The sequence below is a fragment of the Streptomyces abyssalis genome (genome assembly GCF_001751365.1).
GTDB classification, from domain to species: Bacteria; Actinomycetota; Actinomycetes; order Streptomycetales; family Streptomycetaceae; genus Streptomyces; species Streptomyces abyssalis.
On sequence record NZ_LJGT01000038.1, the window covers coordinates 1056587 to 1081986 of the forward strand.

22 protein-coding genes and 1 tRNA gene are annotated in these 25400 nt (G+C 70.4%); 10 read left to right on the forward strand and 13 right to left on the reverse strand.

Features of this window, described 5'->3' with window-relative positions; all coding sequences use genetic code 11:
* Window positions 1-4 precede the first annotated feature (4 nt).
* From AN215_RS11915 to pknB, 3 genes are all read left to right on the forward strand, one after another.
* On the forward strand, window positions 5-1414 hold the full coding sequence (locus AN215_RS11915; RefSeq protein WP_070009089.1) for an FtsW/RodA/SpoVE family cell cycle protein: 1410 nt from the start codon (window positions 5-7) through the stop codon (window positions 1412-1414).
* A 61-nt stretch (window positions 1415-1475) separates the two neighbouring features.
* Window positions 1476-2942: a peptidoglycan D,D-transpeptidase FtsI family protein gene (locus tag AN215_RS11920; RefSeq protein WP_070009090.1), complete on the forward strand. Its 1467-nt coding sequence runs from the start codon at window positions 1476-1478 to the stop codon at window positions 2940-2942.
* A 217-nt stretch (window positions 2943-3159) separates the two neighbouring features.
* A complete protein-coding gene (gene pknB / locus AN215_RS11925) occupies window positions 3160-5148 on the forward strand; it encodes a Stk1 family PASTA domain-containing Ser/Thr kinase (protein WP_070031151.1) in 1989 nt (662 codons plus the stop codon).
* A gap of 111 nt (window positions 5149-5259) precedes the next feature.
* Here the strand turns inward: pknB and AN215_RS11930 are convergent, their stop codons facing one another.
* From AN215_RS11930 to AN215_RS11950, 6 genes are all read right to left on the reverse strand, one after another.
* Entirely contained in the window at window positions 5260-5643 is a 384-nt protein-coding gene (locus AN215_RS11930) for a hypothetical protein (RefSeq protein ID WP_070009092.1), read from the reverse strand.
* A gap of 173 nt (window positions 5644-5816) precedes the next feature.
* A complete protein-coding gene (locus tag AN215_RS11935; RefSeq protein WP_070009093.1) occupies window positions 5817-6596 on the reverse strand; it encodes a class E sortase in 780 nt (259 codons plus the stop codon).
* Window positions 6597-6622: 26 nt separating this feature from the next.
* Window positions 6623-8533: a class E sortase gene (locus tag AN215_RS11940; protein ID WP_079122911.1), complete on the reverse strand. Its 1911-nt coding sequence runs from the start codon at window positions 8531-8533 to the stop codon at window positions 6623-6625.
* A 5-nt stretch (window positions 8534-8538) separates the two neighbouring features.
* The gene (locus AN215_RS11945) at window positions 8539-9207 is read right to left on the reverse strand and encodes an aminodeoxychorismate/anthranilate synthase component II (RefSeq protein WP_070009094.1); all 669 of its coding nucleotides are present in this window, start codon (window positions 9205-9207) and stop codon (window positions 8539-8541) included.
* Window positions 9207-9374 (reverse strand): hypothetical protein, encoded by a 168-nt coding sequence (locus tag AN215_RS29830; RefSeq protein WP_171904167.1) that lies wholly within the window; start codon window positions 9372-9374, stop codon window positions 9207-9209. Before AN215_RS29830 ends, AN215_RS11945 begins: the two co-directional genes overlap by 1 nt.
* Window positions 9375-9494: 120 nt before the next feature.
* Window positions 9495-10232: a DUF881 domain-containing protein gene (locus tag AN215_RS11950; protein ID WP_070009095.1), complete on the reverse strand. Its 738-nt coding sequence runs from the start codon at window positions 10230-10232 to the stop codon at window positions 9495-9497.
* 125 nt (window positions 10233-10357) lie between these two features.
* Between AN215_RS11950 and crgA the strand changes: the two genes are divergently transcribed.
* Window positions 10358-10618: a cell division protein CrgA gene (gene crgA / locus AN215_RS11955; RefSeq protein ID WP_070009096.1), complete on the forward strand. Its 261-nt coding sequence runs from the start codon at window positions 10358-10360 to the stop codon at window positions 10616-10618.
* Window positions 10619-10971: 353 nt separating this feature from the next.
* Here crgA and AN215_RS11960 read toward each other — a convergent pair whose 3' ends face one another.
* Entirely contained in the window at window positions 10972-11853 is an 882-nt protein-coding gene (locus tag AN215_RS11960; RefSeq protein ID WP_070009097.1) for a rhomboid family intramembrane serine protease, read from the reverse strand.
* 112 nt (window positions 11854-11965) lie between these two features.
* The gene (locus AN215_RS11965; RefSeq protein ID WP_070009098.1) at window positions 11966-12493 is read right to left on the reverse strand and encodes a peptidylprolyl isomerase; all 528 of its coding nucleotides are present in this window, start codon (window positions 12491-12493) and stop codon (window positions 11966-11968) included.
* Window positions 12494-12699: 206 nt separating this feature from the next.
* Here AN215_RS11965 and AN215_RS11970 point away from each other — a divergent pair, with 206 nt between their 5' ends.
* From AN215_RS11970 to AN215_RS11980, 3 genes are all read left to right on the forward strand, one after another.
* Window positions 12700-13452 (forward strand): DUF5324 family protein, encoded by a 753-nt coding sequence (locus AN215_RS11970; protein WP_070031152.1) that lies wholly within the window; start codon window positions 12700-12702, stop codon window positions 13450-13452.
* Window positions 13453-13780: 328 nt separating this feature from the next.
* A complete protein-coding gene (locus AN215_RS11975) occupies window positions 13781-15904 on the forward strand; it encodes an MMPL family transporter (protein WP_070009100.1) in 2124 nt (707 codons plus the stop codon).
* Window positions 15905-16006: 102 nt separating this feature from the next.
* Complete coding sequence (locus tag AN215_RS11980; protein WP_070031178.1) at window positions 16007-17368, forward strand: cryptochrome/photolyase family protein; 1362 nt, start codon at window positions 16007-16009, stop codon at window positions 17366-17368.
* Between the two features lie 428 nt (window positions 17369-17796).
* On the opposite strand, the gene AN215_RS11985 is transcribed toward AN215_RS11980, so the two are convergent.
* A tRNA-Ala gene (locus tag AN215_RS11985) sits at window positions 17797-17869 on the reverse strand.
* A 129-nt stretch (window positions 17870-17998) separates the two neighbouring features.
* On the opposite strand from AN215_RS11985, the gene AN215_RS11990 reads away from it, so the two are divergent.
* The gene (locus tag AN215_RS11990) at window positions 17999-18553 is read left to right on the forward strand and encodes a helix-turn-helix domain-containing protein (protein ID WP_070009102.1); all 555 of its coding nucleotides are present in this window, start codon (window positions 17999-18001) and stop codon (window positions 18551-18553) included.
* Between the two features lie 74 nt (window positions 18554-18627).
* Window positions 18628-19938, forward strand: coding sequence for a serine/threonine-protein kinase (locus tag AN215_RS11995; protein ID WP_070031153.1), 1311 nt, complete (start codon window positions 18628-18630; stop codon window positions 19936-19938).
* 21 nt (window positions 19939-19959) lie between these two features.
* Here the strand turns inward: AN215_RS11995 and AN215_RS12000 are convergent, their stop codons facing one another.
* The 3 genes from AN215_RS12000 to AN215_RS12005 all read right to left on the reverse strand — a co-directional run bounded on the left by AN215_RS12000 (window position 19960) and on the right by AN215_RS12005 (window position 22504).
* Complete coding sequence (locus AN215_RS12000; RefSeq protein WP_139140723.1) at window positions 19960-21429, reverse strand: hypothetical protein; 1470 nt, start codon at window positions 21427-21429, stop codon at window positions 19960-19962.
* A gap of 510 nt (window positions 21430-21939) precedes the next feature.
* Window positions 21940-22074, reverse strand: coding sequence for a DLW-39 family protein (locus AN215_RS28560; RefSeq protein WP_003958712.1), 135 nt, complete (start codon window positions 22072-22074; stop codon window positions 21940-21942).
* A 217-nt stretch (window positions 22075-22291) separates the two neighbouring features.
* Complete coding sequence (locus AN215_RS12005; protein ID WP_070009105.1) at window positions 22292-22504, reverse strand: hypothetical protein; 213 nt, start codon at window positions 22502-22504, stop codon at window positions 22292-22294.
* 145 nt (window positions 22505-22649) lie between these two features.
* Between AN215_RS12005 and hemC the strand changes: the two genes are divergently transcribed.
* Window positions 22650-23651 (forward strand): hydroxymethylbilane synthase, encoded by a 1002-nt coding sequence (gene hemC / locus AN215_RS12010; protein ID WP_275521288.1) that lies wholly within the window; start codon window positions 22650-22652, stop codon window positions 23649-23651.
* 51 nt (window positions 23652-23702) lie between these two features.
* On the opposite strand, the gene AN215_RS12015 is transcribed toward hemC, so the two are convergent.
* The gene (locus AN215_RS12015; RefSeq protein WP_070009106.1) at window positions 23703-25304 is read right to left on the reverse strand and encodes an ABC transporter substrate-binding protein; all 1602 of its coding nucleotides are present in this window, start codon (window positions 25302-25304) and stop codon (window positions 23703-23705) included.
* Window positions 25305-25400: the final 96 nt, after the last annotated feature.

Here is a 25400-nt window from a genome sequence, read left to right on the forward strand (position 1 = left end):
AGCTATGAGCAGCAACATCATGACCAACACCGGCAGCAATACGACGGTCTCCCCCGGGGGCCTTCCCAGCCGCCGCAACACCGAGATGGCGATGCTGATCTTCGCCGTCCTCATCCCGGTGTTCGCCTACGCCAACGTCGGCCTCGCCAAGGACGGCGCACTGCCCGCCGGCATGCTCGGCTACGGCCTCGGCCTGGGCCTGCTCGCCGGCGTCGCGCACATCGTCGTACGTCGCTGGGCCCCGTACGCCGACCCGCTGATGCTGCCCATCGCCACGCTGCTCAACGGGCTGGGCCTGGTCCTGATCTGGCGGCTCGACCAGGAGCCCAGCATCACCACCGACCAGACGGGCGGGGCGGCGGCACCGAGCCAGCTGATGTGGTCCACGCTCGCGGTCGCCCTGTTCGCCGGCGTACTGGTCTTCCTCAAGGACCACCGCGTCCTGCAGCGCTACACCTACATCTCGATGGCCACCGCGCTGATCCTGCTGGCGCTGCCGATCTTCTTCCCCGCCAAGAACGGCGCCAAGATCTGGATCACCATCCCCGGCGTCGGCTCCCTGCAGCCCGGCGAGTTCGCGAAGATCATCCTCGCGGTGTTCTTCGCCGGCTATCTGATGGTGAAGCGGGACGCGCTCGCCCTGGCCAGCCGCCGCTTCATGGGCCTCTACCTGCCCCGCGGCCGCGACCTCGGACCGATCATCGCGATCTGGGCGCTCAGCCTGATGATCCTCGTCTTCGAGACGGACCTGGGCACCTCGCTGCTCTTCTTCGGCCTCTTCGTCGTGATGCTGTACGTCGCCACCGAACGCACCAGCTGGATCGTCTTCGGTCTCACCCTCTCCGTGGTCGGCGCAGTCGCCGTTGCCAGCTTCGAGCCACACGTCCAGAGCCGCGTCCAGGACTGGCTCGACCCCATGCAGGCGTTCAAGGACGGCTCCGAGCAACCCGCTCAGGCGCTGTGGGCCTTCGGTTCCGGCGGCGTGCTCGGCTCGGGGCTCGGGCAGGGCTTCTCACGGCTCATCGGCTTCGCAGCCAAGAGCGACTACATCTTCGGCACCGTCGGCGAAGAGCTCGGCCTGACCGGCACGATGGCGATCCTGCTGATGTACGGACTGCTCATCGAGCGCGGCATCCGCACCTCCCTCGCGGCCCGTGACCCGTTCGGCAAGCTCCTCTCCGTCGGCCTCTCCTCGGCTCTCGGGCTCCAGGTCTTCATCGTCGCCGGCGGCGTCATGGGGCTCATCCCGCTCACCGGTATGACGCTGCCCTTCATGGCGCAGGGCGGCTCCTCCGTCGTCGCCAACTGGGCTCTCGTCGCGATCCTGCTCAAGATCAGCGATACCGCGCGCCGGCCCGCGCCGGCGCCCGCGCCGTCCCCGGACGCCGAGATGACTCAGGTGGTCCGCCCATGACGGCACCACCGACGCAGACGACCCAGCACATGTCCCGGCTACCCGCACGAGGTGATGCACAGTGAACAAGCCACTGCGCCGGATCGCGATGTTCTGCGGCCTTCTCGTGCTCGCCCTGCTGGTGCGGGACAACTGGATCCAGCTCGTCCAGGCCGACGAACTCAAGACCGACCCCAAGAACCGCCGCGTCGCCATCGAGCGCTACTCGCAGCCGCGCGGCAACATCATCGTCGACGGCAAGTCGATCACCGGCTCCACCGACACCAAGAGCGGCGACTTCCGTTACAAGCGCACGTACAAGAACGGCCCGATGTGGTCGCCGGTGACCGGCTACGCCTCGCAGGCCTTCGGCGCCAACCAGCTGGAAGCCCTCAACGACGGCATCCTCACCGGCGACGACGACCGGCTCTTCTTCAACCGCACCATCGACATGCTCACGGGCAAGCCGCAGAAGGGCGGCAACGTCGTCACGACCTTGAACGCCAAGGCACAGAAGGCCGCCTTCGACGGCCTCGGCGACAAGAAGGGCGCGGTCGCCGCGATAAATCCCAAGACCGGCGCCATCCTCGCCCTGGCCAGCACCCCGTCCTACGACCCGTCCAGCTTCGCGGGGAACGGTGACTCCGACACCGCGCAGTGGTCGAAGCTGCAGAAGCAGGAGAACGAGGACGAGCCGATGCTCAACAGGGCTCTGCGGCAGACCTATCCGCCCGGTTCCACGTACAAGGTCGTCACGGCGGCCGCGGGTCTGGAGAGCGGCGAGTACGACCTGGACAAGGCGACCGACACCCCGGACCCGTACAAGCTGCCCGACTCGCAGACCAAGCTCGGCAACGAGGGCAGCCCGCCCTGCAAGAACGCCACCGTGCGCACCGCGCTCCAGTACTCCTGCAACACCGTCTTCGCGAAGATGAGCAACGAGCTCGGCAACGAAGAGATGATCGACATGTCCGAGAAGTTCGGCTTCAACGACAAGGAACTCGACACCCCGGTCCGCGCCGCCGAGAGCGTCTACCCGGAGGACAACAAGCCGCAGAACGCCATGGCCGGCATCGGACAGGCCAGCAACCGCGCGACGCCCCTGCAGATGGCCATGGTCTCCTCCGCGGTGGCCAACAACGGCTCGCTCATGAAGCCGTACATGGTCGACCAGCTCGTCGCCCCGAACCTGAACGTCGTCGAGCAGCACAAGCCGACGGAGATGAGCAAGCCGGTCTCGTCCGAGAACGCGCAGAAGCTCCAGCAGGGCATGGAGACCGTGGTCGAGAAGGGCACAGGAACCAGTGCCCAGATCCCCGGCGTCACAGTGGGAGGCAAGACGGGCACCGCCCAGCGGGGTGTGGACAACAGTGAGAACCCGTATGCGTGGTTCATCTCATATGCGAAGGGCGAGGACGGTTCCGCGGACGTCGCGGTCGCCGTCGTCATCGAGGGTTCGGACGCGCTCCGCAGCGACATCGCGGGCGGCAAGCTCGCCGCTCCGGTCGCCAAGGGCGTGATGAAGGCCGTACTCGAGGGTGAGCGATGACGTACACAGCGCTCGCCGCCAAGATCCACCGGAGCACGGGAGTTCGCCCGGAACCGGGGGAAGTGACCGAAAGCACCCCGGCGGCCGCGCAAGTGGTGACGTCAGTCACCTCAGTCACGACCGACCCGCACGAGTGGGCGGGTACCGTATCCCGAGCAGCACACCGCCGTGCCGTACGTCAGATACGGGCCCGGACGAACGGAGAGGGCTGGAGACTATGGAAGAGCCGCGTCGCCTCGGCGGCCGGTACGAGCTGGGCTCAGTGCTCGGCCGCGGCGGCATGGCCGAGGTGTACCTCGCCCATGACACGCGCCTGGGCAGGACCGTCGCGGTCAAGACGCTCCGCGTCGACCTGGCTCGTGACCCGTCGTTCCAGGCCCGGTTCCGCCGCGAGGCCCAGTCGGCCGCATCGCTGAACCACCCGGCGATCGTCGCTGTCTACGACACCGGCGAGGACTACGTGGACGGCGTCTCCATTCCGTACATCGTGATGGAGTACGTGGACGGTTCCACTCTCCGTGAGCTGCTGCACTCCGGGCGCAAGCTGCTTCCCGAGCGCGCCATGGAGATGTGCGTCGGCATCCTCCAGGCGCTGGAGTACTCCCACCGCAGCGGCATCGTCCACCGCGACATCAAGCCCGCCAACGTCATGCTCACGCGCAACGGCCAGGTCAAGGTCATGGACTTCGGCATCGCGCGGGCCATGGGCGACTCCGGCATGACGATGACGCAGACCGCCGCCGTGATCGGCACCGCCCAGTACCTCTCCCCCGAGCAGGCCAAGGGCGAGCAGGTCGACTCCCGCTCGGACCTGTATTCCACGGGCTGTCTGATCTACGAACTCCTCACCAACCGCCCGCCGTTCGTCGGCGACTCCCCCGTCGCGGTGGCCTATCAGCACGTGCGGGAAGATCCGCAGCCCACCACCGTCTTCGATCCGGAGATCTCGCCCGAGATGGACGCGATCGTCATGAAGGCGCTGGTCAAGGACCCGGATTACCGCTATCAGAGCGCCGATGAGATGCGCGCCGACATCGAGGCGTGCCTCGACGGGCAGCCCGTCGCAGCCACCGCCGCCATGAGCGCGATGGGCGCCGCCGGCTACGGCGGTTACCCCGACGACCAGCCGACCACGGCGCTTCGTGCGCAGGACTCCCAGACCTCGATGATGCCGCCCGTCCGCGACGACAACGGCGGCTACTACGACGACGGCCGGGGCGGCCGCAGGCGCCAGAACCGGAGCAACCTCTCCACGATCCTGCTCGTCCTCGCCGCGATCTTCATCCTCGTCGGCGCGATCTTCATCGGCAAGACGCTCTTCGCCGGAGGCCCCGCCAACACCACGAAGGTGCCGGATCTCGCCGGCGAGACCTACCAGGGGGCCCAGAAGCTCGCGGACAACGGCGGCTTCAAGGTCACCAAGGGCGAAGGCAAGTTCTGCGACGAGAAGAAGAACACCGTCTGCGACACGGACCCGGCCGAAGGCGCGGAGATCGACCGGGGCGACACCGTCACCCTGGCCATGTCCAAGGGCGCGGCCCCGGTGCAGGTCCCGGACGTCGAGGGGAAGTCCTACCCGAACGCCAAGCAGGAGCTCGAGGGCGCCGGCTTCGAAGTGCAGCGCAAGACCCAGGAGTCCGACGAGACGCCGGGCACCGTGCTGACCCAGGATCCGAACGGCGGCGGCAAGGCTCCGAAGAACTCGACGGTCGTCCTGACCGTCGCCCAGGAGCAGCAGGCGATCGTTCCCAAGGTCGTCGGCCAGCAGTTCGAAGCAGCGAAGAAGCTGCTGGAGGAACGCGGCTTCGAGGTGGCCCGCAAGGACCAGGACGCCCCCGACAAGGCCGCAGGCGAGGTCCTCGCCCAGGAACCGGGTGGCAACGAGCGGGCGAAGCTCGGTGAACAGGTCACCCTGACCGTCGCCAAGGCACCGGACGACCAGCCCGCAACCGTCCCGGACGTCACCCAGCAGCTGGTCGCCGAGGCCCGTAAGTCGCTGGAGGAAGCAGGCTTCCAGGTCCAGGTCCAGGGCGCCGCGGACGAGAACAACGCGACCGTCGTCACCACCAACCCGCCCGCCAACACCCAGGGCAAGAAGGGCGACACGGTCACGATCTTCGCCCGCGACGGTCAGCCGGACGACGGTGACGACGGCATCTTCGGAGGGCCGGCCGGTCAGCCGGGCAGGAGCGAGAAGGAGAACTGACCGCGGTCCGCTTGCTTCCGGCAGCCGATGCTGCCGGAAGCAAGCGGCGCGGCGGGACCCGGCCCGGGCAGGCCGGCCTTCGCGCTGCAGCGCGTCAGACGACGCGGTGCCTCAGACGACCACGTTGTTGCGTGAGTTGCAGTAGTAGGCGTCTTCGAAGTCCCGGCCCTTCAGCGTGCAGACCATGAAGTCGACACGGCGCCCCTCGGGCCAGTCCTTGTTCCAGTGGCCGATCTTGCCGTAGCCCCGGTTCTCCAGGTGCGGCGAGCCGCCGCCCGTGTTCCCGGTCCTCTTGATGAAGGCGACGGCGCTGCGGCCGTCCCGGCATGTGTCCTCGAGGTAGAGGTGCTCGCCCTTGGTGTAGAACCTCAGCTGCGCGCAGCCGTTGTCGCTGTTCACCTTGATGAACGCTGCGGCCTGCGCGGGCCCCGTGGTCCCCATGGTCAGAACGAGTGCTGCCGCCGCAGTGACGGTGGCGACGATTCCGCGTTTCATGATGTTCCCCCGGCGCCCCGGGCCGGCGCACGACTGGAGATCTCAGGGGAGGTGCCCAGGATCTGTTCAAGCGAGTGCGCGTTCAACAGCCCTCCCCCGTTGGGCAGTCCGCATGTTAAGTCAAGCGATCATGCCGCGTCCAACGCCGCCGGACGGACCGGGCGCCGCGCTGCTCAGCCCGCGGGCCGGCGCAGTTCCTCGGGCGGAGTCCGCTTCGAGTCGACGTCCTCCGTACGCTCCAGTTCGCCCCATACCACGTAGCGGTACTTGGAGGTGTAGACGGGCGTGCACGTGGTCAGCGTGATGTAGCGGCCGTCACGGGTCTTGCCCGACTCCTTCGGCACCGGATCCAGAACGTCCACGTTGTACTTGGATGTGCGCGGAAGGATCGAGTAGACCTTGTAGACGAACCAGGTGTTCTTCGTCTCGAAGACGACGGCGTCGCCCTTCCGGATCTTGTCGATCTTGTGGAACTTCGCGCCGTGACCGTCGCGGTGGGCCGCCAGCGAGAAGTTGCCCGACTGGTCCTGCGGCATCCCCGACTTCACCGGCTTCGTGTAATAGCCGGCCGCGCCCTTGTTGAGCTCCTTCGCGTCGGTGCCCTTCATCACCAGGACGTCGTCCCGCGACATCGACGGTACGTGCAGGAAGCCGATGCCGTCCTTGGTGTCGAGGGCGCCCGGCGTACGGTCGTGCAGCCAGCTCTCGCGCACCTTGTCGCCGGCGCGCTTGGAGTCGCGCTCGGCGAGCACGTTCGTCCACCACAGCGAATAGGCGACGAAGAGCGCGAGGACGACGCCCGCGGTGATGAGCAACTCGCCGACAAGGCCCACGAACGCGGAGAGGCGCCGCCGGCGTGCGGCCCCGCGTCCGCCTCCCGGCGCCGGATCTGGTGGCGGAAGCGACGACGGCGCGCCGGGCCTCCCGCCCTTGTCGTGTTCGGTCTTTGACACCGCTTACCGCCCGTTTCTGCTGTCCCCTACTCGACGAGAGCGTCCGGCTTGCCCTCGCTGCGCGGACGCTCCTCGACCATTTTGCCCCAGACGATGAGCCGGTACTTCGAAGTGAATTCGGGAGTGCACGTGGTCAACGTGACGTACCGGCCCGGCTTTTCGAAGCCGGAGCCCTGCGGCACAGGTTCGATGACCCGGGTGTTCGCAGGTGAGGTGGAGGGCAGCCGATTGGCCATCTTGTACGTGTAGAACTTCGTCGCCGTCTCCACGATGATCTCGTCGCCGGCGACGAGGCGGTTGATGTAACGGAACGGCTCACCATGGGTGTTGCGGTGGCCGGCCAGGGCGAAGTTGCCCTTCTTGTCCCACGGCATCGCGGTCTTGAACGGCTGCTCGTCGTAGTGCCCGACGAGGCCCTTGTCGAGAACCTTCGGCTTGGAGATGCCCTGTGCGATGGGGACCCTGACGTCCAGCTTCGGAAGGTAGAGGATCGCGAATCCCTCACCCGGCGCGAAGCTGTCCGCCCTGCGCTCCGGGTCGAGTTCCGCCTTGCCGCCGCCCTTCCACTGGTCCTGCAGGCTCTGCGCGGCGCCGCCGGCTTCCTGCCCGGCCAGCACGTTCGTCCACCACAGCTGGTAGGCGACGAAGAGCAGCATCAGCACCCCGGCTGATATGAACACCTCGCCGAGGAAGCGGCTGGCGATGATCGCCGGGCCCTCGCGGCGGGCACGTTCCGCACGCCTGGCCTCCAGCCGGGTGCCTGCGGCACGCGGGGGCGGCATGCCGCTCCGCCCGCGGTGTTGTGCCGCCCTGCGCCGGGCGGCGCGTCCGGCGAGGTCGTCCGAACCGGGCCGGATCAGGCCGACGGTGCGGGTGTTCGTCATGTCGTCGTCCGCGGATTCCCGCGTGGCGCGGCCCGTCGGACGTGCCGGCGCCGTCTCGCGGACGGTCCGTTCGCCGCCCGCTCCGCTGCCGCTGCCGGGTTCACCGACGACGGGCAGCGGTGCGGTCTCGGAGATCCGGGCCTCGCGGCCGGGCGGGGAGTCGGCGTGCGCGGGGCCCGGGCCGGAGCCGGAGCCGGTACGCGGGGCCTGCGGGACGCGGGGAGCGCCGGGAGCCCCCGGAGCCCCGGGAGCGCCGGGAGCGCCGGGAGCGCCGGGAGCGCCGGGAGCCTGCGGCCGTGCAACGGGAGCCGCCGCGGCGTTGTTCCAGCTCACCGGATGCCGTGTGACGGGCGGCCCGGCCGCCGTGCCGGGACTCGCCGGCCGCTCCGCGCCTGGACCCCGTCCCGGACCACCAGGGCCAGGGCCCGGACCCTGCCACTGCTGTGTACGGCCCGACTGCCCGCCGCCGTACGGGACTTGACGCCCGGCACCGGGCCCCTGCTGCGGGGGAGCCGAGGGCGTCTGCCCCGGTCGACCGCCCGGCTGCTGCCGGCCGGACTCCGCGTCGCCCGGCTCGCGGTGCGGCCGGAACCACGGTGAGACGCCGTCCTGCGCGTGCTGCTGGTGCTGCTCGCGCCCAGTTGCGTACTGCCCCTGCTGTGCGTGCTGTCCCTGTGCGTGCTGTCCCTGCCGGCCCTGGACCCCGCGGTCCCCCGGCCCGTATCCCTGCGAGGAGTAGCCCTGAGGCTGATAACCCTGCGACGAGTACTGCTGCCCTTGCTGGTACCCCTGCGGGCTCTGCCCCGGCCGCCCGCTACGGCCCTGCTCGTTCCGCCCCGGATACCCCTGCCCCGGCAGCGGATCGCTCAGCGGATCGCTCAGCGCGTCCACCGCGCGCTGGAAGTCCTCGCCCCGCCCGTAGGCCCAACCGCCCCCGGAATCACGGGGACTGTACGGATCTCCCTCGTCCCGCTCGCCGTAGGGATCGCCGTACGCGTCTCCGTATGCGTCGCCGTACGGCCGCCCGTAGGCGTCCTCCCCCTCGGGGGGCATCCCCGTCACCTGCCCCCCGAAGCCGGGCTCCCGGCAGCGGCAGCGCCCGCCCGCACCCCGGACAGCCCGGCGGCACGCTCGACGGCGCCCGCGTCGCCGCACTCGGCAAGCCAGTTGGCGAGCATGAGATGACCCCACTCCGTCAGCACTGACTCGGGGTGGAACTGCACGCCCTCGACGGCCAGTTCACGGTGGCGCAGCCCCATCACGAGCCCGTTGCCGGTCCGTGCGGTCACCTCCAGCGCCTGCGGTACGTCCGTACCGTCCACGCCCAGCGAGTGGTAGCGCGTGGCCGTGAACGGTGTGGGCAGCCCCGCGAAGACACCCGCGCCCTCGTGCGAGACCTGGGACGTCTTGCCGTGCAGCAGCTCGGGAGCGCGTCCGACGGTGCCGCCGTACGCCACGGCCATCGACTGCATCCCCAGGCAGACGCCGAACACGGGAACTCCGCCGGCCGCACAGTGCCGCACCATCTCCACGCAGACACCGGCCTGTTCGGGCGTGCCGGGCCCGGGCGAGAGCAGAACGCCGTCGAACCCCTCGTCGGCGTGGCCCAGTTCGGTCTCGTCGTTGCGTACGACCTCGCACTCGGCGCCCAACTGGTACAGGTACTGCACGAGGTTGAAGACGAAGCTGTCGTAGTTGTCGACGACGAGGATGCGGGCGGTGCCCATCAGCTGCCACCGCCGTCGACGGTCACGTCGTTGAACGGCAGCAGCGGCTCCGCCCAGGGGAAGACGTACTGAAAGAGCAGAAAAACGACCCCGAGCGCGAGCACGAGCGAGCACAGGGCCCGCACCCACGTGTTGCCCGGCAGATGCCGCCAGATCCAGCCGTACATCCCTGCGTGCCGTCCCTTCAGTGCCGTAGATCCCCGCCTTCGGGCGCGCCCACCAGAGTACGGGGCCGCGCCGGGGCGAAGTGCGTCAGTCGGGCAAGTGGGTCCCGGACCGTGCCCGCTTCACCCGGTCGGCTTCGCGTACTGAAGATCGACGGTGCCGGAATAGCCGGGCAGGGTCACGGACTTGCGCTCGTCGACCTTCCAGCCGAGGTCGTAGGCGTCCACGTACTGCAGGTAGTTCTGGATCGCGGGCGAGGCGTTCAGGGCCTTCTGCAGCGACTCCTGGTCGCCGACGGCCGTCACCTGGTACGGAGGCGAGTAGACGCGGCCCTGAAGGATCAGGGTGTTGCCCACGCAGCGCACGGCGCTCGTCGAGATCAGCCGCTGGTCCATGATCTTGATGCCCTCGGCACCGCCCTTCCACAGCGCGTTGACGACGGCCTGCAGGTCCTGCTGGTGGATGACGAGGTCGTTGGCCTGCGGCTCGGGCACGCCGGGGATCTGGGCGGTGGCGTCGGGCGGCGCGTCGTCGAGGGTGACGGACAGCCCCGCTCCGGAGACCTTCTTGGTGCCGGCGTCCTTCTCCAGGCCGGACAGCTTCCGGTTCTCCTCGCTGCTGCTTCCGCTGTCGCGCTGTGCGAGGCGGTCGACCTGGCTGCGTACGGCTGCTGCGGAGGAATCGAGCTCGGCGTTCTTGCGGCTCCGTTCCTGAATCAGGTCGGACAGGCGCAGCATCGAGGAGTCCGTACGCAGATCGGTACCATGTGCGGTGTTGAAACTGATCCAGAAGATGAGACCGGCGAGGGCGAAGACCCCCAGAGTGGCCAGCCGTGCAGGACGGATTCGGAATCTGGTCACTACCCTCGTCTCCCTCCACCGCGGGGAAGCACTACGCTAACGGACCACCACAGCGTCACATCCCCCTCGGTCCCCGTTCCGAGGGCCCCATGCGGTAAGGGAAGCCGTCGACAGGAGAGACTCTCGTGCCGAAGTCACGGATCCGCAAAAAGGAAGACTTCACTCCGCCCCCGGAGAAGAAGGCGACCGAGATCAACCTCGGTGCCACGGGCGGCAGGTGGGTGGCGCCGCTGATGCTGGCGATGTTCACCATCGGCCTCGCGTGGATCGTGCTGTTCTACGTGACCCAGAGCAAGCTGCCGGTCGAAGCGTTCGGCAGCTGGAACATCGTCGTGGGCTTCGGCTTCATCGCGGCGGGCTTCGTCGTCTCCACCCAGTGGAAGTAGCACCACCGTCCGTTCGTTTCCGGGCCGTCGGCCCGGGAACGGACCAGGGCGCTCGGTGAGCGTCCCGCGACGGCTCCGACCTGCCGCGAAGCCCCTCCCGCCCCAAGTTATCCACAGCCTGATCCACAGGGCTGGATAACTTTCACACCATCTGTGGATAACTCTGCGTGAGTTGACGCTCGTCCTACCGGTACGTTCTGCATCCCGGTCCACGTCACCCCTCCTGTACAGGGAAAACGCACCTGTGAGCGAGACTGGACAGTCGTTCCGTACACCGTGCACAAGATCCGGAACGCGCTGTGGACAACAGGTCGAAATCCCCGGTCGGAGCGGGTGCCGTCCGCAGGGAACGGTCAGGGCGTCAGCTGGAGCGTCCGCACGACGCATGCCGCCACGATCAGCAGCGCCATCAGCGCGCACGAGCCGTACTGCACCAGCCGCCGGTGCTTCCGGGGCGCGTGCACCATCGCGTACGCGATCAGCGCGCCGACGGCCAGCCCGCCGATGTGCGCCTGCCAGGAGATGCCCTGCCAGGTGAAGGTGAAGACGAGGTTGATGCCCAGCAGGATCAGGATGGGCCGCATGTCGTAGTTCATGCGGCGCATGAGCACCGCCGTCGCACCGAAGAGCCCGAAGATCGCCCCGGAGGCGCCGAGCGACGCCTGCCCCGGAGCGGAGACGAGGAACGTGAGGGCGCTGCCGCCGAGCCCGGAGAGGAAGTACAGCGCGCTGTAGCGCAGGCGCCCCAGCGCCGCCTCCAGGGGCGGGCCGAGGAACCAGAGACCCAGCATGTTCATCGCGATGTGCCAGATCTCCTGGTGCAGGAACATCGAGGTCAGCAGCCTGTACCACTGGCCCTGCGCGACGCCCTCCACCGGTCCGTACGGCTCGGTGACCGCCTGGCCGAACAGCAGCAGGTCGTCGACGAGCCGGCTGCCGACGACGAGCACCGCAACGAAGACGGCGGCGTTGACACCGAGCAGGATCTTCGTGATCAGTCGCCGGTCCCCGGCGATCACGCCGCCCGCTATGGTCCGCGGCGCGCTGGCGGACGGGGAGTGCCCGGTGCCGGATCCCGACTTCACACACTCGGGGCACTGGAATCCGACGGAGGCCGGAACCATGCATTCAGGACATATCGGGCGTTCGCAGCGGACGCAACTGATGCCGGTCTCCCGGTCCGGGTGCCGGTAGCAGTACGTCACCCGCGGTTCCGTCCGGTGCTGGTCCTCCACGGCCCGCCCCTCCCCCTCTTACTCGGTCTCACATGGCGGAGCTGTTCCGCCCCGTCGTCTGTCCTACGGTCAGGCGGGGCGGAACAGTTCCCGGCGCATACGCGCCCATCCGTCAGCGGCGCTCGATCGTGACCGACTCGAGGACGACGTCCTGGACGGGCCGGTCGGTGCGCGGGTTGGTCTGGATGCCCGCGACTGCGTCGACCACCTTCTGCGACGCCGCGTCCGTGACCTCGCCGAAGATGGTGTGCTTGCCGGTGAGCCAGGCGGTGGCGCCGACGGTGATGAAGAACTGCGAACCGTTCGTGCCCGGCCCGGCGTTCGCCATCGCCAGCAGGTACGGCTTGGTGAAGGCGAGGTCGGGGTGGATCTCGTCCCCGAACTCGTATCCGGGGCCGCCCGTCCCGTTGCCGAGCGGGTCACCGCCCTGGATCATGAAACCGCTGATGACCCTGTGGAAGACGGTGCCGTCGTAGAGCTTGTCGGTCGTCTTCTGACCCGTCTCCGGGTGAGTCCACTCACGCGAGCCCTCTGCGAGCTCGACGAAGTTCTTGACCGTCTTCGGCGCCTGGTTCGGGAAGAGCTGAACCTCGATGTCGCCGTGATTGGTCTTCAGGGTGGCGTAGAGCTGCTCGGCCACGATCTACCTTCCATCTGTCTGCGTTGACCCGTCCGATCCTGCCACGGACCGGAGCTGCCGGGAGTACCCGCCGGTGACCCGGATGCCCCCGTGCAACGAGCTTGAGTGGACGCAGCCAGGCATGATCTTCGAAACGGGTGGAAAACGACACTGTGTCCGGGGGAGGACCAACCAGCCCGTGACACGCCACCGAGGAGGAGGTACCCGTGACCCGCATGGACACCGTGCGCGCCGCGACCGGGAACACCAAGGAAAGCGTGCGGCACGCAGCGGAGGTCATGGCACCCTACGCAGGGACCGCCAGGGACACCGCAGTGCAGTACGCGCACGAGGCGGGAGCGCGGCTGGGGCCGAAGGTCTCGCACGCCGCGCGGCAGGCCCGTACCTCGGCTCGTGACGGGTACGACCACGTCGTCGTGCCCCGTATCGCCAAGGCTCGCAAGAACCTTCCGCCCGAGCTCGACCGGGCGGCGGCCAAGGCCGCCAAGCGCACCCGCCGTGCCGCTCGCAAGGCGACCGACTACGCCGCACCGCGCATCGAGCACGCCGTCGCGGACGCCCGCAGCGCCTCGGGGCCGGTGCGGGAGGAGGCCGCTTCGCGCAGTGCCGCCGCGTTCGCGGCGCTGCGGGGGCAGGTGTCGGCCAAGGAGATCGAGAAGCTGGTGCACAAGCGCGACAAGCGTGCGCGCAGGGGCCGGCTGGCCAGGCGGCTCGGTCTGCTCGGCCTGCTGGCGGGCGGCGCCTACGCCGCCTGGCGCTGGTGGGACAAGCAGGCCAACCCCGACTGGCTCGTCGAGCCGCCCGAGGCCACGGAGGTCGGCGACCGCGCGTCGCTGACGTCGGTCGGCGGGGCCGCGGCGGAGCGTCGCGCCGGCGACGGCCAGCTCGACCCCGAGGTCGAGGCGAAGGCCAAGGAGGCCAAGGAGGCCGAGACGAAGGCGAAGCGGCGTGGCCAGTAGGTCACGCCGTCCGGCCGGCCGGACGGACAGCCGGTAGCCGGCCAACCGGCGACCGGCAGCGGGCCGTTGAGCGCCGGTCGTGGCGCGGCTGCGGGCCGGCGGGCATCACGGATGCCTGCCGGCCCGCGCGCATGAGCCGCCGTCCGGCCACGGCCCTCCGAGCGGGCCCGCGTTACCGGTACGAGTGACGCACCGCCGCGGCGTACACGGCGTAGGGGGAGTACGAGAAGGCGGGGGCAGCCGCGAGCGGCACACCTGAGGCTGCGTAAGCTCGCGACGCGTCCGCCGTCGTCCACCGTCCGCCGTACTTGTACGCGAGGAACAACAGATGCCGTCCGCACAGCGCGTCACCCGGTGGGTCATCCCGGTCGTCCTGCTCGTCGTCTGGCTCGTGCTCGGCGGTCTCCTCGGCCCGTACGCCGGAAAGCTCGGTGAGGTCGCCACCAACGACCAGTCCACCTTCCTGCCGCAGAGCGCCGAGTCCACCCGCGTCATCGACGCACAGAAGAGCTTCGACCAGGACGAGACGATTCCCGCGGTGGTCGTGTGGACCGCGCAAGAAGGGAAGATCGACCCCCGGCAGCGCGAAGAGGCGACACGCGCCCTCGCTTCGCTCGCCGGCAGCGAGGGCTTCGTCGGCAAGCCCTCGCCCGCCGTGCCCAGCGAGGACGGCCGCGCGCTGCAGGGCGCGGTGGAGATCCGCTCCGACCTGGACGAGGCGCTTCCGGACCTGCTCGCCGACCTGCGCTCCGAAGCGGAAGGCGTGGAGGGGACGAAGGCACACATCACGGGGCCGGCGGCGACGCAGGCCGACCTCTCCGACGCGTTCGCCGGGATCGACGGGATCCTGCTCGTCGTCGCACTCGTCGTCGTCCTGCTGATTCTGCTGCTGGTGTACCGCAGCGTCCTGCTGCCGGTCCTCATCATCGTCAGCGCCGTCTTCGCGCTCTCCCTCGCCTGTGCCGTGGTGTACGAACTGGCGCAGGAGGACGCCGTCAGCGTCGACGGGCAGGTGCAGGGCATCCTCTCGATCCTCGTCATCGGCGCGGCGACCGACTACGCGCTGCTGCTCTCCGCACGCTTCCGCGAGGAACTCGCCGCGCAGGGCGAACGCTTCGCCGCCATGCGCTCGGCGCTGCGCCGCTCCTTCGGGGCCGTCACGGCGAGCGCCGCGACCGTCGCACTGGGGCTGCTCGCCCTGCTGCTGAGCGACCTCACCAACAACCAGGCGCTGGGCCCGGTGGGCGCCATCGGCATCGTCTGCGCCGTCATCAGCACGCTCACGTTCCTGCCGGCGACGCTCCTGCTCGTGGGACGCGCCGCGTACTGGCCCGCCCGCCCGAAGCCCACGGCGGAACCCGCCCCCGGCGCGAACGGCGGCGAGTCCGGCGACGCGGCCGGGGCCGCGCCCGCGAAGGGCGTGTGGAGCCGGGTCGCCGCCCTCGTCGACCGCATGCCTCGCCGTATCTGGGCAAGCACCCTGGTGGCGCTCATCGCCTGCGCCGCGTTCTCACCCCAGTTGAACTCGAAGGGCGTTCCGGCCGACGAGATCTTCGTCAAGGACGAGCCTTCCGTCACCGGGCAGCGCGCGCTCAGCGACCACTTTCCCGGCGGCTCCGGAAACCCCGCCGTCATCGTCGCCGACGCCGGGGAGGCCCGCGAGGTCACCCGTGCCGCAGCCCGTACGGAAGGCGTCGCGACGGCCGCTCCGGTCACGGAATCGGGCCGCCCGGGGGCGGGCGAACCGCTCGTCGCGGACGGCCGCGTACTCATCAACGCCACGCTCACCGCGAGCGCCTCCAGCGACGCCGCCAAGCAGACGGTGGACCGGCTGCGTACGTCGGTGCACGCCGTGCGGGGAGCGGACGCCCTGGTGGGCGGCTACACCGCACAGCAGCACGACATCCAGACCACCGCGGAGCACGACCGGGGGCTCATCGTCCCCGTCGTGCTGGCGATCATTCTCGTGATCCTGACGGCGCTGCTGCGCGCCCTGTTCATCCCCGTGCTGCTGGTGGCGACCGTCGCGCTCAACTTCCTTGCCACGCTGGGAGTCGCCGCGCTGGTCTTCGAGCATCTCCTCGGTTTCTCCGGCACGGACGCCTCGGTGCCCCTGTACGGGTTCGTGTTCCTCGTGGCCCTGGGTGTCGACTACAACATCTTCCTGCTGACGCGGGTGCGCGAGGAGGCGCTGCTGTACGGCACCCGTACCGGCATCCGCAGAGGACTCACAGCCACCGGCGGCGTGATCACTTCGGCGGGCGTGGTGCTGGCCGCGACCTTCGCGGCGCTCGTGGTCATCCCGCTCTCCTTCCTCGTCCAGATCGCCTTCATCGTCGCCTTCGGGGTGCTGCTGGACACCCTCGTCGTCCGCTCCCTCCTGGTGCCCGCGCTCGCGCGCGACATCGGGCCGGCGGTGTGGTGGCCGGGGGCGCTGCGCCGCCGCGGCTGAGCGGTGCGCGTGTGGTGAGCTGTCCCCGGCGCCCACTTGTTGCCGGGCGCCCCGGACCTCGCGGCGGACAGCCGCCCGCGCGCACGCACGAAGGGCCCGCAGATGAGCGTTTCCGTCGCCCTGTTCACCGCCGATCTGCGGATCCACGACAATCCGGTGCTGCGCGCGGCGCTCGACGGCGCCGACGAAGTGGTGCCGCTGTTCGTCCTCGATCAGGGTGTACGGGCGGCGGGCTTCGACGTGCCCAACAGGCGCGCCTTCCTCGCCGACAGCCTCGCGGACCTCGACGCGGCGCTGCGGGAACGCGGCGGCCGGCTCGTGGTGCGCAGCGGCGACGTCGCCGAGGAGACATGCGCGGTGGCCGCCGGGTGCGGCGCGCGCCAGGTCCACGTGGCCGGGGACGTGAGCGGCTACGCCCAGGTACGCGAGGAACGACTGCGGCGCCGGCTGGCCTCGGACGGGCGTGAGCTGTACGTGCACGACACCGTCGTCACGGCGCTCCCGCCGGGCGAGGTGACGCCGCAGGGCCGGGACCACTTCGCCGTCTTCACGCCGTACTTCAGACGCTGGGCGGCCGTGCGCCACCGTCCTGTCCTGGAGCCGCCGCGCAGGGTGCGCGTGCCGGAGGGGACCGGCTCCGCGGCCCTGCCGTCGCGTTCGGAGGTGAGCGGAGTCTCGCCGGGGCTCGCCCGCGGTGGCGAGAGCGTCGGCCGCGCCCGCTTCGAGTCGTGGCGGAAGGGGCCGATGAAGGCGTACGCGGACCGGCACGACGACCTGCCGGCGGACGCCACGTCGCGTCTGTCGCCGCATCTGCACTTCGGGACGCTCTCGCCCGTGGAACTCGTCCGCCGGGCTCGTCGGACAGGGGGCGCCGGCGCGGACGCGTTCGTACGTCAGCTCGCCTGGCGGGACTTCCACCACCAGGTCCTCGCGGCCCGGCCGCACGCCTCCTGGGAGGACTACCGCGCACGCGGCGACAGATGGCGGCACGACGAGGACGAGATCGCCGCCTGGCGGGAGGGACGCACCGGCTATCCCCTCGTCGACGCCGCGATGCGGCAACTGCTGCACGAGGGCTGGATGCACAACAGGGCCCGGCTGCTGACGGCGAGCTTCCTCACCAAGACGCTCTACACGGACTGGCGGGTCGGCGCCCGCCACTTCCTCGGTCTGCTCGTGGACGGCGACGTGGCGAACAACCAGCTCAACTGGCAGTGGGTGGCGGGCACCGGCAACGACACCCGGCCGAACCGCGTCTTGAATCCGCTCACCCAGGCCAGGCGCTTCGACCCGGACGGCGACTACGTGCGGCGCTGGGTTCCCGAACTCGCCGGCGTCGAGGGCGCCTCCGTACACCGGCCGTGGAAGCTGCCCTCGCGGGAGCGCGCCCGGCTGGACTATCCCGGCCCCCTGGTGGACCTGGCGGAGGGTGCCGACCGGTTCCTGCGGGCACGCGGACGGTGACGCTCGGCGCCCTGGAGGGGTGACGGTCAGCGACTGTCCGGCTGCGCGTGGCTTCGCGCGGGTGAAGAGCCGGGCAACGACCGCGGCCCCGCCCGGCGTTGTGACGTGCCACACAGTGACCGTCGGCCCTTCGGTACGCCCGAGCCGCAACGGGCCGTGCGACCACCCGCCGCCCCCGCAAGGGATCACCCACCTGCGGCACCCGCGAAGGATGCCGGGCCGCTCGGGCATGGGCCCTCCCGGCGGCACCGCCGGTGCGCGCAACCACCAAGGGGCCGCAGGGGGCGCCCCCGCCCAGAGGGTGCCGGGGGCGGAGGTCCGCCGGGGGTGCGGGTGGCGGAGCCCCCGCCCCGCGCGGCGAAGCCGCGCAAAACAAGGAGGGCGACCCGGTCCGCGCCATCCGCGGACACACGTCGCCCTCGCCCTCGTGGAGCCTAGGGGAGTCGAACCCCTGACATCTGCCATGCAAAGACAGCGCTCTACCAACTGAGCTAAGGCCCCGCTGCCGCACAAGAGTACCGGCTCCCCGGAGCGAATTCCGACCGGGTATCGCCCGTCGTCCGCCACCCTCCGTAGGATGCACGGCAAGTTCGCGTCAGCGAAGTGCCAGGGGAGTCCAGGGGAGACGTGATGGACGCAGCACAGCAGGAATCCACCGCGAAGGCGCGTGAGCTGCAAAGTCAGTGGTACGGCGAGCCGCTGGGGACTCTCTTCCGCCGGCTCATCGAGGATCTCGGCCTGAACCAGGCCCGGCTGGCCACCGTGCTGGGCCTCTCGGCGCCCATGCTGTCCCAGCTGATGAGCGGCCAGCGCGCGAAGATCGGCAACCCCGCGGTCGTACAGCGGGTGCAGGCGCTGCAGGAGCTCGCGGCGGAGGTCGCCAGGGGAGAGGTCAGCGCGGCCGACGCGACACAGCGCATGGAGGAGGTGCGGCGCAGCGCCGGCGGCAGCGTGCTCAACAGCCAGGCGCAGACGGCCTCTTCGGGCAGCGCGTCGCAGACACCCGTGAAGCGGGTGGTGCGGGAGATCCAGGCGCTGCTGCGTTCCGTCTCCGACGCGGCCGACATCCTCGACGCTTCGTCCGCTCTCGCCTCCACACATCCGGAGCTGGCAGAGTTCCTCCGGGTGTACGGGGCGGGGCGCACCGCGGACGCCGTCAAGCACTACGAAGCGCATCAGAGCTGAGGGCAGACGGGGCTCAAGCCGCAGGGCCGCGGCCGCGGGGCTGAGGGCACCGGGGGAACAGGGGGCAGGGCGCCATGGGTGAGGTCTTCGCCGGGCGGTACGAGCTGGCCGACCCGATCGGGCGCGGCGGAGCCGGTGCGGTGTGGCGTGCGTGGGACCGCCGCCGCGGGCGTTACGTCGCCGCCAAGGTGCTCCAGCAGAGCGACGCCCACTCGCTGCTGCGGTTCGTACGTGAACAGGCCCTGCGCATCGACCATCCGCATGTGCTCGCGCCGGCCAGCTGGGCGGCCGACGACGACAAGGTCCTCTTCACGATGGACCTCGTCAGCGGCGGTTCCCTCTCCCATCTCATCGGCGATTACGGGCCGTTGCCTCCGGGCTTCGTCTGCACGCTCCTCGACCAGCTGCTCGCCGGGCTGACGGCGGTGCACGCCGAGGACGTGGTGCACCGGGACATCAAGCCCGCCAACATCCTGATGGAGCCCACCGGCAGGGGGCGGCCCCATCTGCGTCTGTCGGACTTCGGCATCTCCATGCGCAAGGGTGAGCCCCGGCTGACGGAGACCAACTTCGTCGTGGGCACTCCGGGTTACTTCGCACCGGAGCAACTGATGGGCGCCGAACCGGACTTCACGGCCGATCTGTTCGCGGTGGGCCTGGTCGGGCTGTATCTGCTGACCGGGCTGAAACCCGACTCGCTGGAGATGGTCGCCCGTTACGAGCACGGCGTGCCGCCTGCCCCGGACCGCGTACCGGAGCCGCTGTGGCAGGTGCTGGGCCAGCTGCTGCAACCGGACCCGCGACATCGCTTCCGCACGGCGACGGGCGTCCTCAAGGCGCTCGCAGCGGCGGCGGAGATGCTCGCTCCCGACGCGGCGGCCGGGCAGGAGGTCGTGGAGGTCTTCGACCAACTCGGGCCCCTGCCCGAGGGGTTCGGGCCGCACGGACCGCTGACGAGCAGCGACGCGGCGGCCTCTCCCGCGTCGCCGGGCTCAGCGGGAGCCGCTCCGGCACAGAGTCCGCCTTCGGCCGCGCCCGCCGCCGCCACGCCGACCCAGGCTGCCCCGCCGGCTCCGTCCGCCACGGGGAGCTTCCATCTCGCGCCTCCGCGGGGCGCGTTCGGCGCCCCCGAGCAACCGGCCCCTCCGGCACCGAGCCGGACCCCGGACCGGCCACCGGTACCCACGCGGGCGCCGCTCGCCCCCGCGCCGTACGGGCAGACGGCGCCGTACGGGCAGACAGCGCCGTACGGGCAGGCGGCGGGCGCGGCCCCGGCTCCGGTCCCCGCGCGCAGACCGGGACCGCCCGCGAAGGTGGCGGTCCCGGTCCTGATCGTGGCGCTGATCTGTCTGGCAGTCGGCGTGTGGGCACTCACCAATGTCTGAGCGGCCGCCCCGCGGCGCGCTCTACTGCCGCTGCTGCGGCGGCTGTTGCTGCCCCGGACCCGGCCACGGACCGGCTCCCGGCCCCGGCCCGTGGGTCGGTCCGTACCTCTGATCCGGACCGTGACCGGCCCGGAGCGGCACCGTCCCCGACTGCCCCTCGCCCTGCGTGCCCGGCCCGCCCGGTGCTCCCTGCGCGGGGAAGCCGCCGGGCGCCGCGGCCGCCCGGCGCCGGGCCGTCAGCGTCCACACCGCGAGCCCGAGGATGAGCGCGGCGCCGGCACCGATGCCCCCGTAGGCGACGAGCTGGAGGGTGTCGCTGCTCTTGCCGTCCGCCGCGTTCCGTCCCGTCTCCGCCTGCTCCTTGTCGGCCTCGCTGACGCCGAAACCGGCTGCGGACGCGTCGCCCGCGTACCGGGGCCCGGCCTGGGCCTTGCCCTTGACGTCGACCCGAAGGGTGAGCGAGGCCGTCGACTTGAAGTACTTGGACAGCTTCGGGGAGACCGTCACCGCCAGGTAGTGCCAACCGGCCACGCACGGCGTGTTGTCGGAGAATCCGAAGCGGCGCGCGTACTCCACAGGCGGCGTGTACAGCGCCGCCTGCGCCGACTTGTCGGCCGTGTAGGAGACGAACGGGTCGTCGTCGAACTGCCCGCGCGCCGGGTTGTAGGCGGTGACGCCGAGCCCGTCGTAGATCGTCGGCGGGTACTCGCCGGGGGAGTTCGCGCTGCCCAGCTCGACCGCGGCGTTCAGCCGCTGCCCCCAGTCGACCGGCACGCGGTAGAAGCGCGTCTCACCCGGCCGGATGCGGTCCTTCCACACACCTCTGGAGAGAGAACCCGCGTCGTTGAAGCCGCTGCCGCCGTGTGCCTGCCGCTTCGCGCCGCCGGTGACGGGAGCGGGGGTCTCATCGTCCGCGGCCGTGTCCTCTCCGGGTGCGGACGGCACCGCTGCGGGGCCGCCCTTCAGCCCGGGCTCCGACATGAAGCGGATCTCCAGCGGCCAGCGGGCCGGGTCGGACGTCGCCGGACTCTCGCGCTCGACGGAGAAGAGATACGGACCCGCCTCCTGGCACTGGTCGTTGACGCCGATGAGGCGCGTGGCGTGATCCGCTATCGGGTAGGCGGCGCCCTCGGCGCTGAACTGCGGCTGGCCCGAGCCGCTGCAGGCACTTCCGTCGACGTTCTCCAGCGCGAGTTTCAGCCCCTCGCCGACGCCCTTCACCCGCGAGCCCGGCTCGGGAGCGGCGACCGCCGAGATGAACGCGCTGGCTTTCGCGTCCAGTTCGACGCGGTAGTACCTCTTCTCGCCCCGGCCGATGGAGTCGGTGTACGTGCCGGGCTCGATGCCGGGGGCCTCGCCGCTGCCCGCTGTGCCCTTGACCTTCTTCGCGTCGTCGGCCATCCCGTAGACGGGCACGCCGCCCGGCTCGTCGGCCGGTGCGGCCACCGCCTGTCCCGGCAGCGCCGCCAGCACACAGAGTGCCGCGGCCACGGCCGCCACCGGTCCGGCAGCACACGCAGTCAGCGGTGCCGCCCCGGATGCCCCGGATATGGCCGCCCGCACTCCCGTACGCCTTCCCGCGCCACTCATGAGCCCTGCAAACCCGGTACGCCGCGTCACCACGCGCTCCCCATCATCGATTCCGCCCCGCCCTCTGCGCCGCCGCCCGCCCCGCTGCCCTCTCCGTCGGAGGCGGCGTCCGCGCCGGCCCGGAGCCCTCGGCCCCGGGACACCCGTGCGCGGTCCCGCGTCGGCCTCGCCCCGGACGTCGGCGCGGAACAGGACGCCGGTGTCAGGATTCTCCGCGACAGACGCGGCGTCCGCCCCGAACGTGACCGCGATGTAGTAGTAGTCGCCGTCCCTGCGGACGGACACCGGGTGCGTGCGGCTCACGAAGCGTTCGGTCCAGGAGCGGCACGAACGGCGCCCCGGCCGCCTTCGCACGCGAAGAGGCCCCGACCGCCTGAACGGTCAGGGCCTCTACGCGAAAACGCTGTGGTTTCACACACCCGAACCTGCGGGCACGGAGTCGGTCGCCTCCGTCCACAGATCCTGCTCGGCGCGGTCCGCCTGGATCTGGCGGTACACGAGGAGCCCGCCGATGGCGGCCAGTGCGACCAGGAGAAGCTTCTTCACCGCGCTACCTCGTCCTTCTGAGAGACGTTGGGACCATCTGGCGCCCGATGATACCCAACCGTCCACCATCACCGGGGAGTCCGCCCCGACGACGACGATCTCCGTTCGGCGCATCGCGTACGCACGGCGCCGGACGCCCGCGCGGCCCTTCCGCGGCGGGCTCAGCGGCACGTTCAGCAGCGCGTTCAGTAGCCCGCTCAGCAGCGCGCGGTGCGCGTCACTCCCACACGTCGGCCTTCCCCCCGCGCCATTCGATCAGCACCGGGTCGTCGAGACGCACCTGGTCGGGATCGAGTCCCGCGCGGCGCAGGATCTCGACCAGGTCCGCGATCCCACGGGCGAACCCGAGATCGTCCCCATCGACCCTGTCAGCGGTTATACGGCGCCCGCCCGTGGGTGCGGGCGGATGCACGACGATCGACGCAGCCATAACCAAAAGAGTGCGACGGTTCCGCGCACACCGCATCCCGAACCCGCGCAACTCACAGCGACCGAACCAACACACACTGCCATCGCCCCCAATGAGCGGGCCCGCGCCCTACGTTGAGATCCGCACCCCGAGAGGATCTCCACCCGTGACCGACTTCCCCGACCGCCCGCTCCGCATCGGCACCCGCAGCTCTCCGATGGCGCTCGCGCAGGCCGCCCAGGTGGCGGAACTCCTGCACCGTGCCGCCCCCGGGCTGGCCACGCGGACCGTACCGGTCATCACCTCCGGCGACACCTGGCCGGGCTCCCTCTCCCACGCCGGCGGGAAGGGACTGTTCGTCAAGGCCGTCGACCTGCGGCTCCAGCGCGGCGAGGTCGATGTCGCCGTCCACTGCCTCAAGGACGTACCCGGGGACCGGCCCCTGCCGCAGGGCCTGGCCGTCGCCGCGATGCTTCCCCGTGCCGACGTGCACGACGTGCTGCTAGTACCCGAGGGCTCACCCGCGACCACCCTCGCGGACCTTCCCCCCGGCTCGTCGGTCGCCACCAGTTCCGTACGACGCAGGGCCCAACTCCTCGCCCTGCGGCCCGACCTGCGCATGCTGGACGTGCGCGGAGCGGTCGCCACACGCCTGGAGAAGCTGGACGGGGCCCGCCGCGGCCTCGGAGCGGACGCGATGGTGCTGGCCAAGGCCGGGCTCGTACGTCTGGGTCTCACAGCCCGCATCCGGTACGAATTCCCCCTCGGCGAAGTGCTGCCGGCCGTCGGCGCGGGCGTACTGGTGGCACACTGCCGCAGCGACGACGAGGCCGCCACGGCGCTGCTCCGCCGCATCGACCACCCGCGGACACACGCCGAGGCGACGGCCGAGCGCTCGATGCTGGGGGGCCTGCGCGGCCACTGCAACTCACCCGTCGCCGGTCACTGCGTCACCGGCGCGGACGGCCGGCTCAGCCTGCGCGGCCTGGTCTTCACCCTCGACGGCACCCGCACCGCCCACGCCCACCTGCAGGCACCCGGCGCGGAGGACGCGGCGGGCCTCGGCACGCGCGTGTGCGACGAACTGCTCCGCCACGGCGCCCGCACCATCATCGACAGCACGGCCCGTCCTTCCGGCGCCACCGGAGAGCCGGGCGAACGACGGTGAACACCGGCCACGTCACCGGCCGGTGCCGGCGCGCGCCGGATGCGGCACGCGTCAGCTGCTCACCCCGCGGTCCAGCTCCCACAGCTGCAGCAGGGACGAGGAGTTGAGCGCCCACTCCACGCCCGTGATGTCGTCGTGGGCCGCGATGTACTGCTTGCTCTGCCACAGCGGCAGCACCGGGACGTCGTCGGCGACGATGTTCTGCGCGCGGGCGAAGCTCTTCGTGGCGTCCGCCCGGTCGGGTTCACGCCGGGTCTGCGGTATCAGCTCGTCGCGGATCTCCTTGTTGGCGTACGGGGAGTTGAGCACGTTGTTCTTCTCGAGGAAGGGCGCGATGAAGTTGTCCGCGTCCGGGAAGTCGGGGAGCCAGCCGAAGCCGTACACCTGGTACTTCCCCTTCAACGCCGCGGAGCTGTAGGAGTTCAGGGGTTCGGCCTTGACGTCCGCTTCGAAGACTCCGCTGTCGTTGAGCTGCTTCTTGAGCATCGCGAACTCCGTGGCGGTCACGCCGCCCCGGCCGGTACGGGCGTGATGAAGGCTGATCTTCACCGGCGTCTTCACCTTCGCCTTGCGCAGGGTGCGTTCCGCGGCCTTGACGCTGGGCTCGCCGTACTCGTTGAAGAAGGAGTTCGTGTGCCCCGTGAGGCCGCCGGGGACGACGGAGTACAACGGCTCGGCGGTACGTGGGAAGACGTCACCCACCAGCTGCTTGCGGTCCACGACCTGGGCGAACGCCTGCCGCACCGCGCGCCGTCCGACCGTCTTGTCCTCCGTGTCGAAGACGAGGTAGCGGACCCCCTGGCCGGTCTGCTCGACGAGATCGATGTGGTCGTCCTGTTCCGCCTCCAGCCGGTCGACGAACCGGGACGTGATGCCGCGGTTCATCACGTCGATGTCACCGGAGGTGAGTGCCTTCTGAAGCGCGCCCGAGCTGCCGAAGAATCGCAGCTCGATCTTCTCGTTCTTCGCCTCGGGGCCGCCCCGGTAGTCCGGGTTCCTCGCGAGGATCAGCTTGCGCCCCTTCTCGTCGAAGTCGTCGACCAGGTACGGCCCCGAACCGGTGCCGTCGGAGCCCTTGGCGACCCGGCCGGCGGGATACGTCTCGCTGTCGACGATGGACGCGGCCGGGGTGGCGAGCTTGTACGGGAAGGTGGCGTCCGGCTTCTTCAGGTGGAAGACGACCTTGTTGCCGCCGGTGGCCTCGACCTTGTCGACGTTGCTGAACAGTGAGGCCGGACCGCCCTCGAGGTTGATGCGGAGCAGGCGCTCGATGGAGAACTCGACGTCCTCGGCGCTGAGTTTGTTCCCGTTGGAGAAGGTCAGCCCGTCCCGCACGGTGCAGCTGTACCGGTCGTTCTTCTTGTAGGCGAAAGCGCACCTCTCGGCCGCGTCCCGCACGGGATCGGTGCCCGAACGGGGCGGCCGCAGCAGCGTCTGCAAAGTGTTGCGCATGACGTTCCAGGAGCTGACGTCGTATGAGGCGGCCGGGTCGAACGGCGCCGGGGTGTCCTCGGTGACCGCCAGTCTCGCCGTCGTGCCGACCACGATGCTCTTCTCTTCGTCGTCACTGCCGCCAACCCCGTCGCTGCAGGCAACGAGCGCGAGGGCAAGCAGCCCGGCCATGGCAGGGGGCGTAAGAGTCCTGCGGTTCATTGTCGGCACTCTCCTTCATCCGGCCAGAGGTTGACGCAAGGCGAATGGCGCGGAGAGACGTTAACTTCTGCGGCCGGAAACTTGAGGAGGGCGATG

Excerpts from the sequence above, each read along its gene's own strand:
- AN215_RS11915 (WP_070009089.1), top strand. The coding sequence starts at position 5 with ATGAGCAGCAACATCATGACCAACACCGGCAGCAATACGACGGTCTCC.
- pknB (WP_070031151.1), top strand. The coding sequence starts at position 3,160 with ATGGAAGAGCCGCGTCGCCTCGGCGGCCGGTACGAGCTGGGCTCAGTG.
- AN215_RS11930 (WP_070009092.1), bottom strand. The coding sequence starts at position 5,643 with ATGAAACGCGGAATCGTCGCCACCGTCACTGCGGCGGCAGCACTCGTT.
- AN215_RS11940 (WP_079122911.1), bottom strand. The coding sequence starts at position 8,533 with ATGCCCCCCGAGGGGGAGGACGCCTACGGGCGGCCGTACGGCGACGCA.
- AN215_RS11945 (WP_070009094.1), bottom strand. The coding sequence starts at position 9,207 with ATGGGCACCGCCCGCATCCTCGTCGTCGACAACTACGACAGCTTCGTC.
- AN215_RS29830 (WP_171904167.1), bottom strand. The coding sequence starts at position 9,374 with ATGTACGGCTGGATCTGGCGGCATCTGCCGGGCAACACGTGGGTGCGG.
- AN215_RS11975 (WP_070009100.1), top strand. The coding sequence starts at position 13,781 with ATGCCGTCCGCACAGCGCGTCACCCGGTGGGTCATCCCGGTCGTCCTG.
- AN215_RS11980 (WP_070031178.1), top strand. The coding sequence starts at position 16,007 with ATGAGCGTTTCCGTCGCCCTGTTCACCGCCGATCTGCGGATCCACGAC.
- AN215_RS11990 (WP_070009102.1), top strand. The coding sequence starts at position 17,999 with ATGGACGCAGCACAGCAGGAATCCACCGCGAAGGCGCGTGAGCTGCAA.
- AN215_RS11995 (WP_070031153.1), top strand. The coding sequence starts at position 18,628 with ATGGGTGAGGTCTTCGCCGGGCGGTACGAGCTGGCCGACCCGATCGGG.
- AN215_RS12005 (WP_070009105.1), bottom strand. The coding sequence starts at position 22,504 with ATGGCTGCGTCGATCGTCGTGCATCCGCCCGCACCCACGGGCGGGCGC.
- AN215_RS12015 (WP_070009106.1), bottom strand. The coding sequence starts at position 25,304 with ATGAACCGCAGGACTCTTACGCCCCCTGCCATGGCCGGGCTGCTTGCC.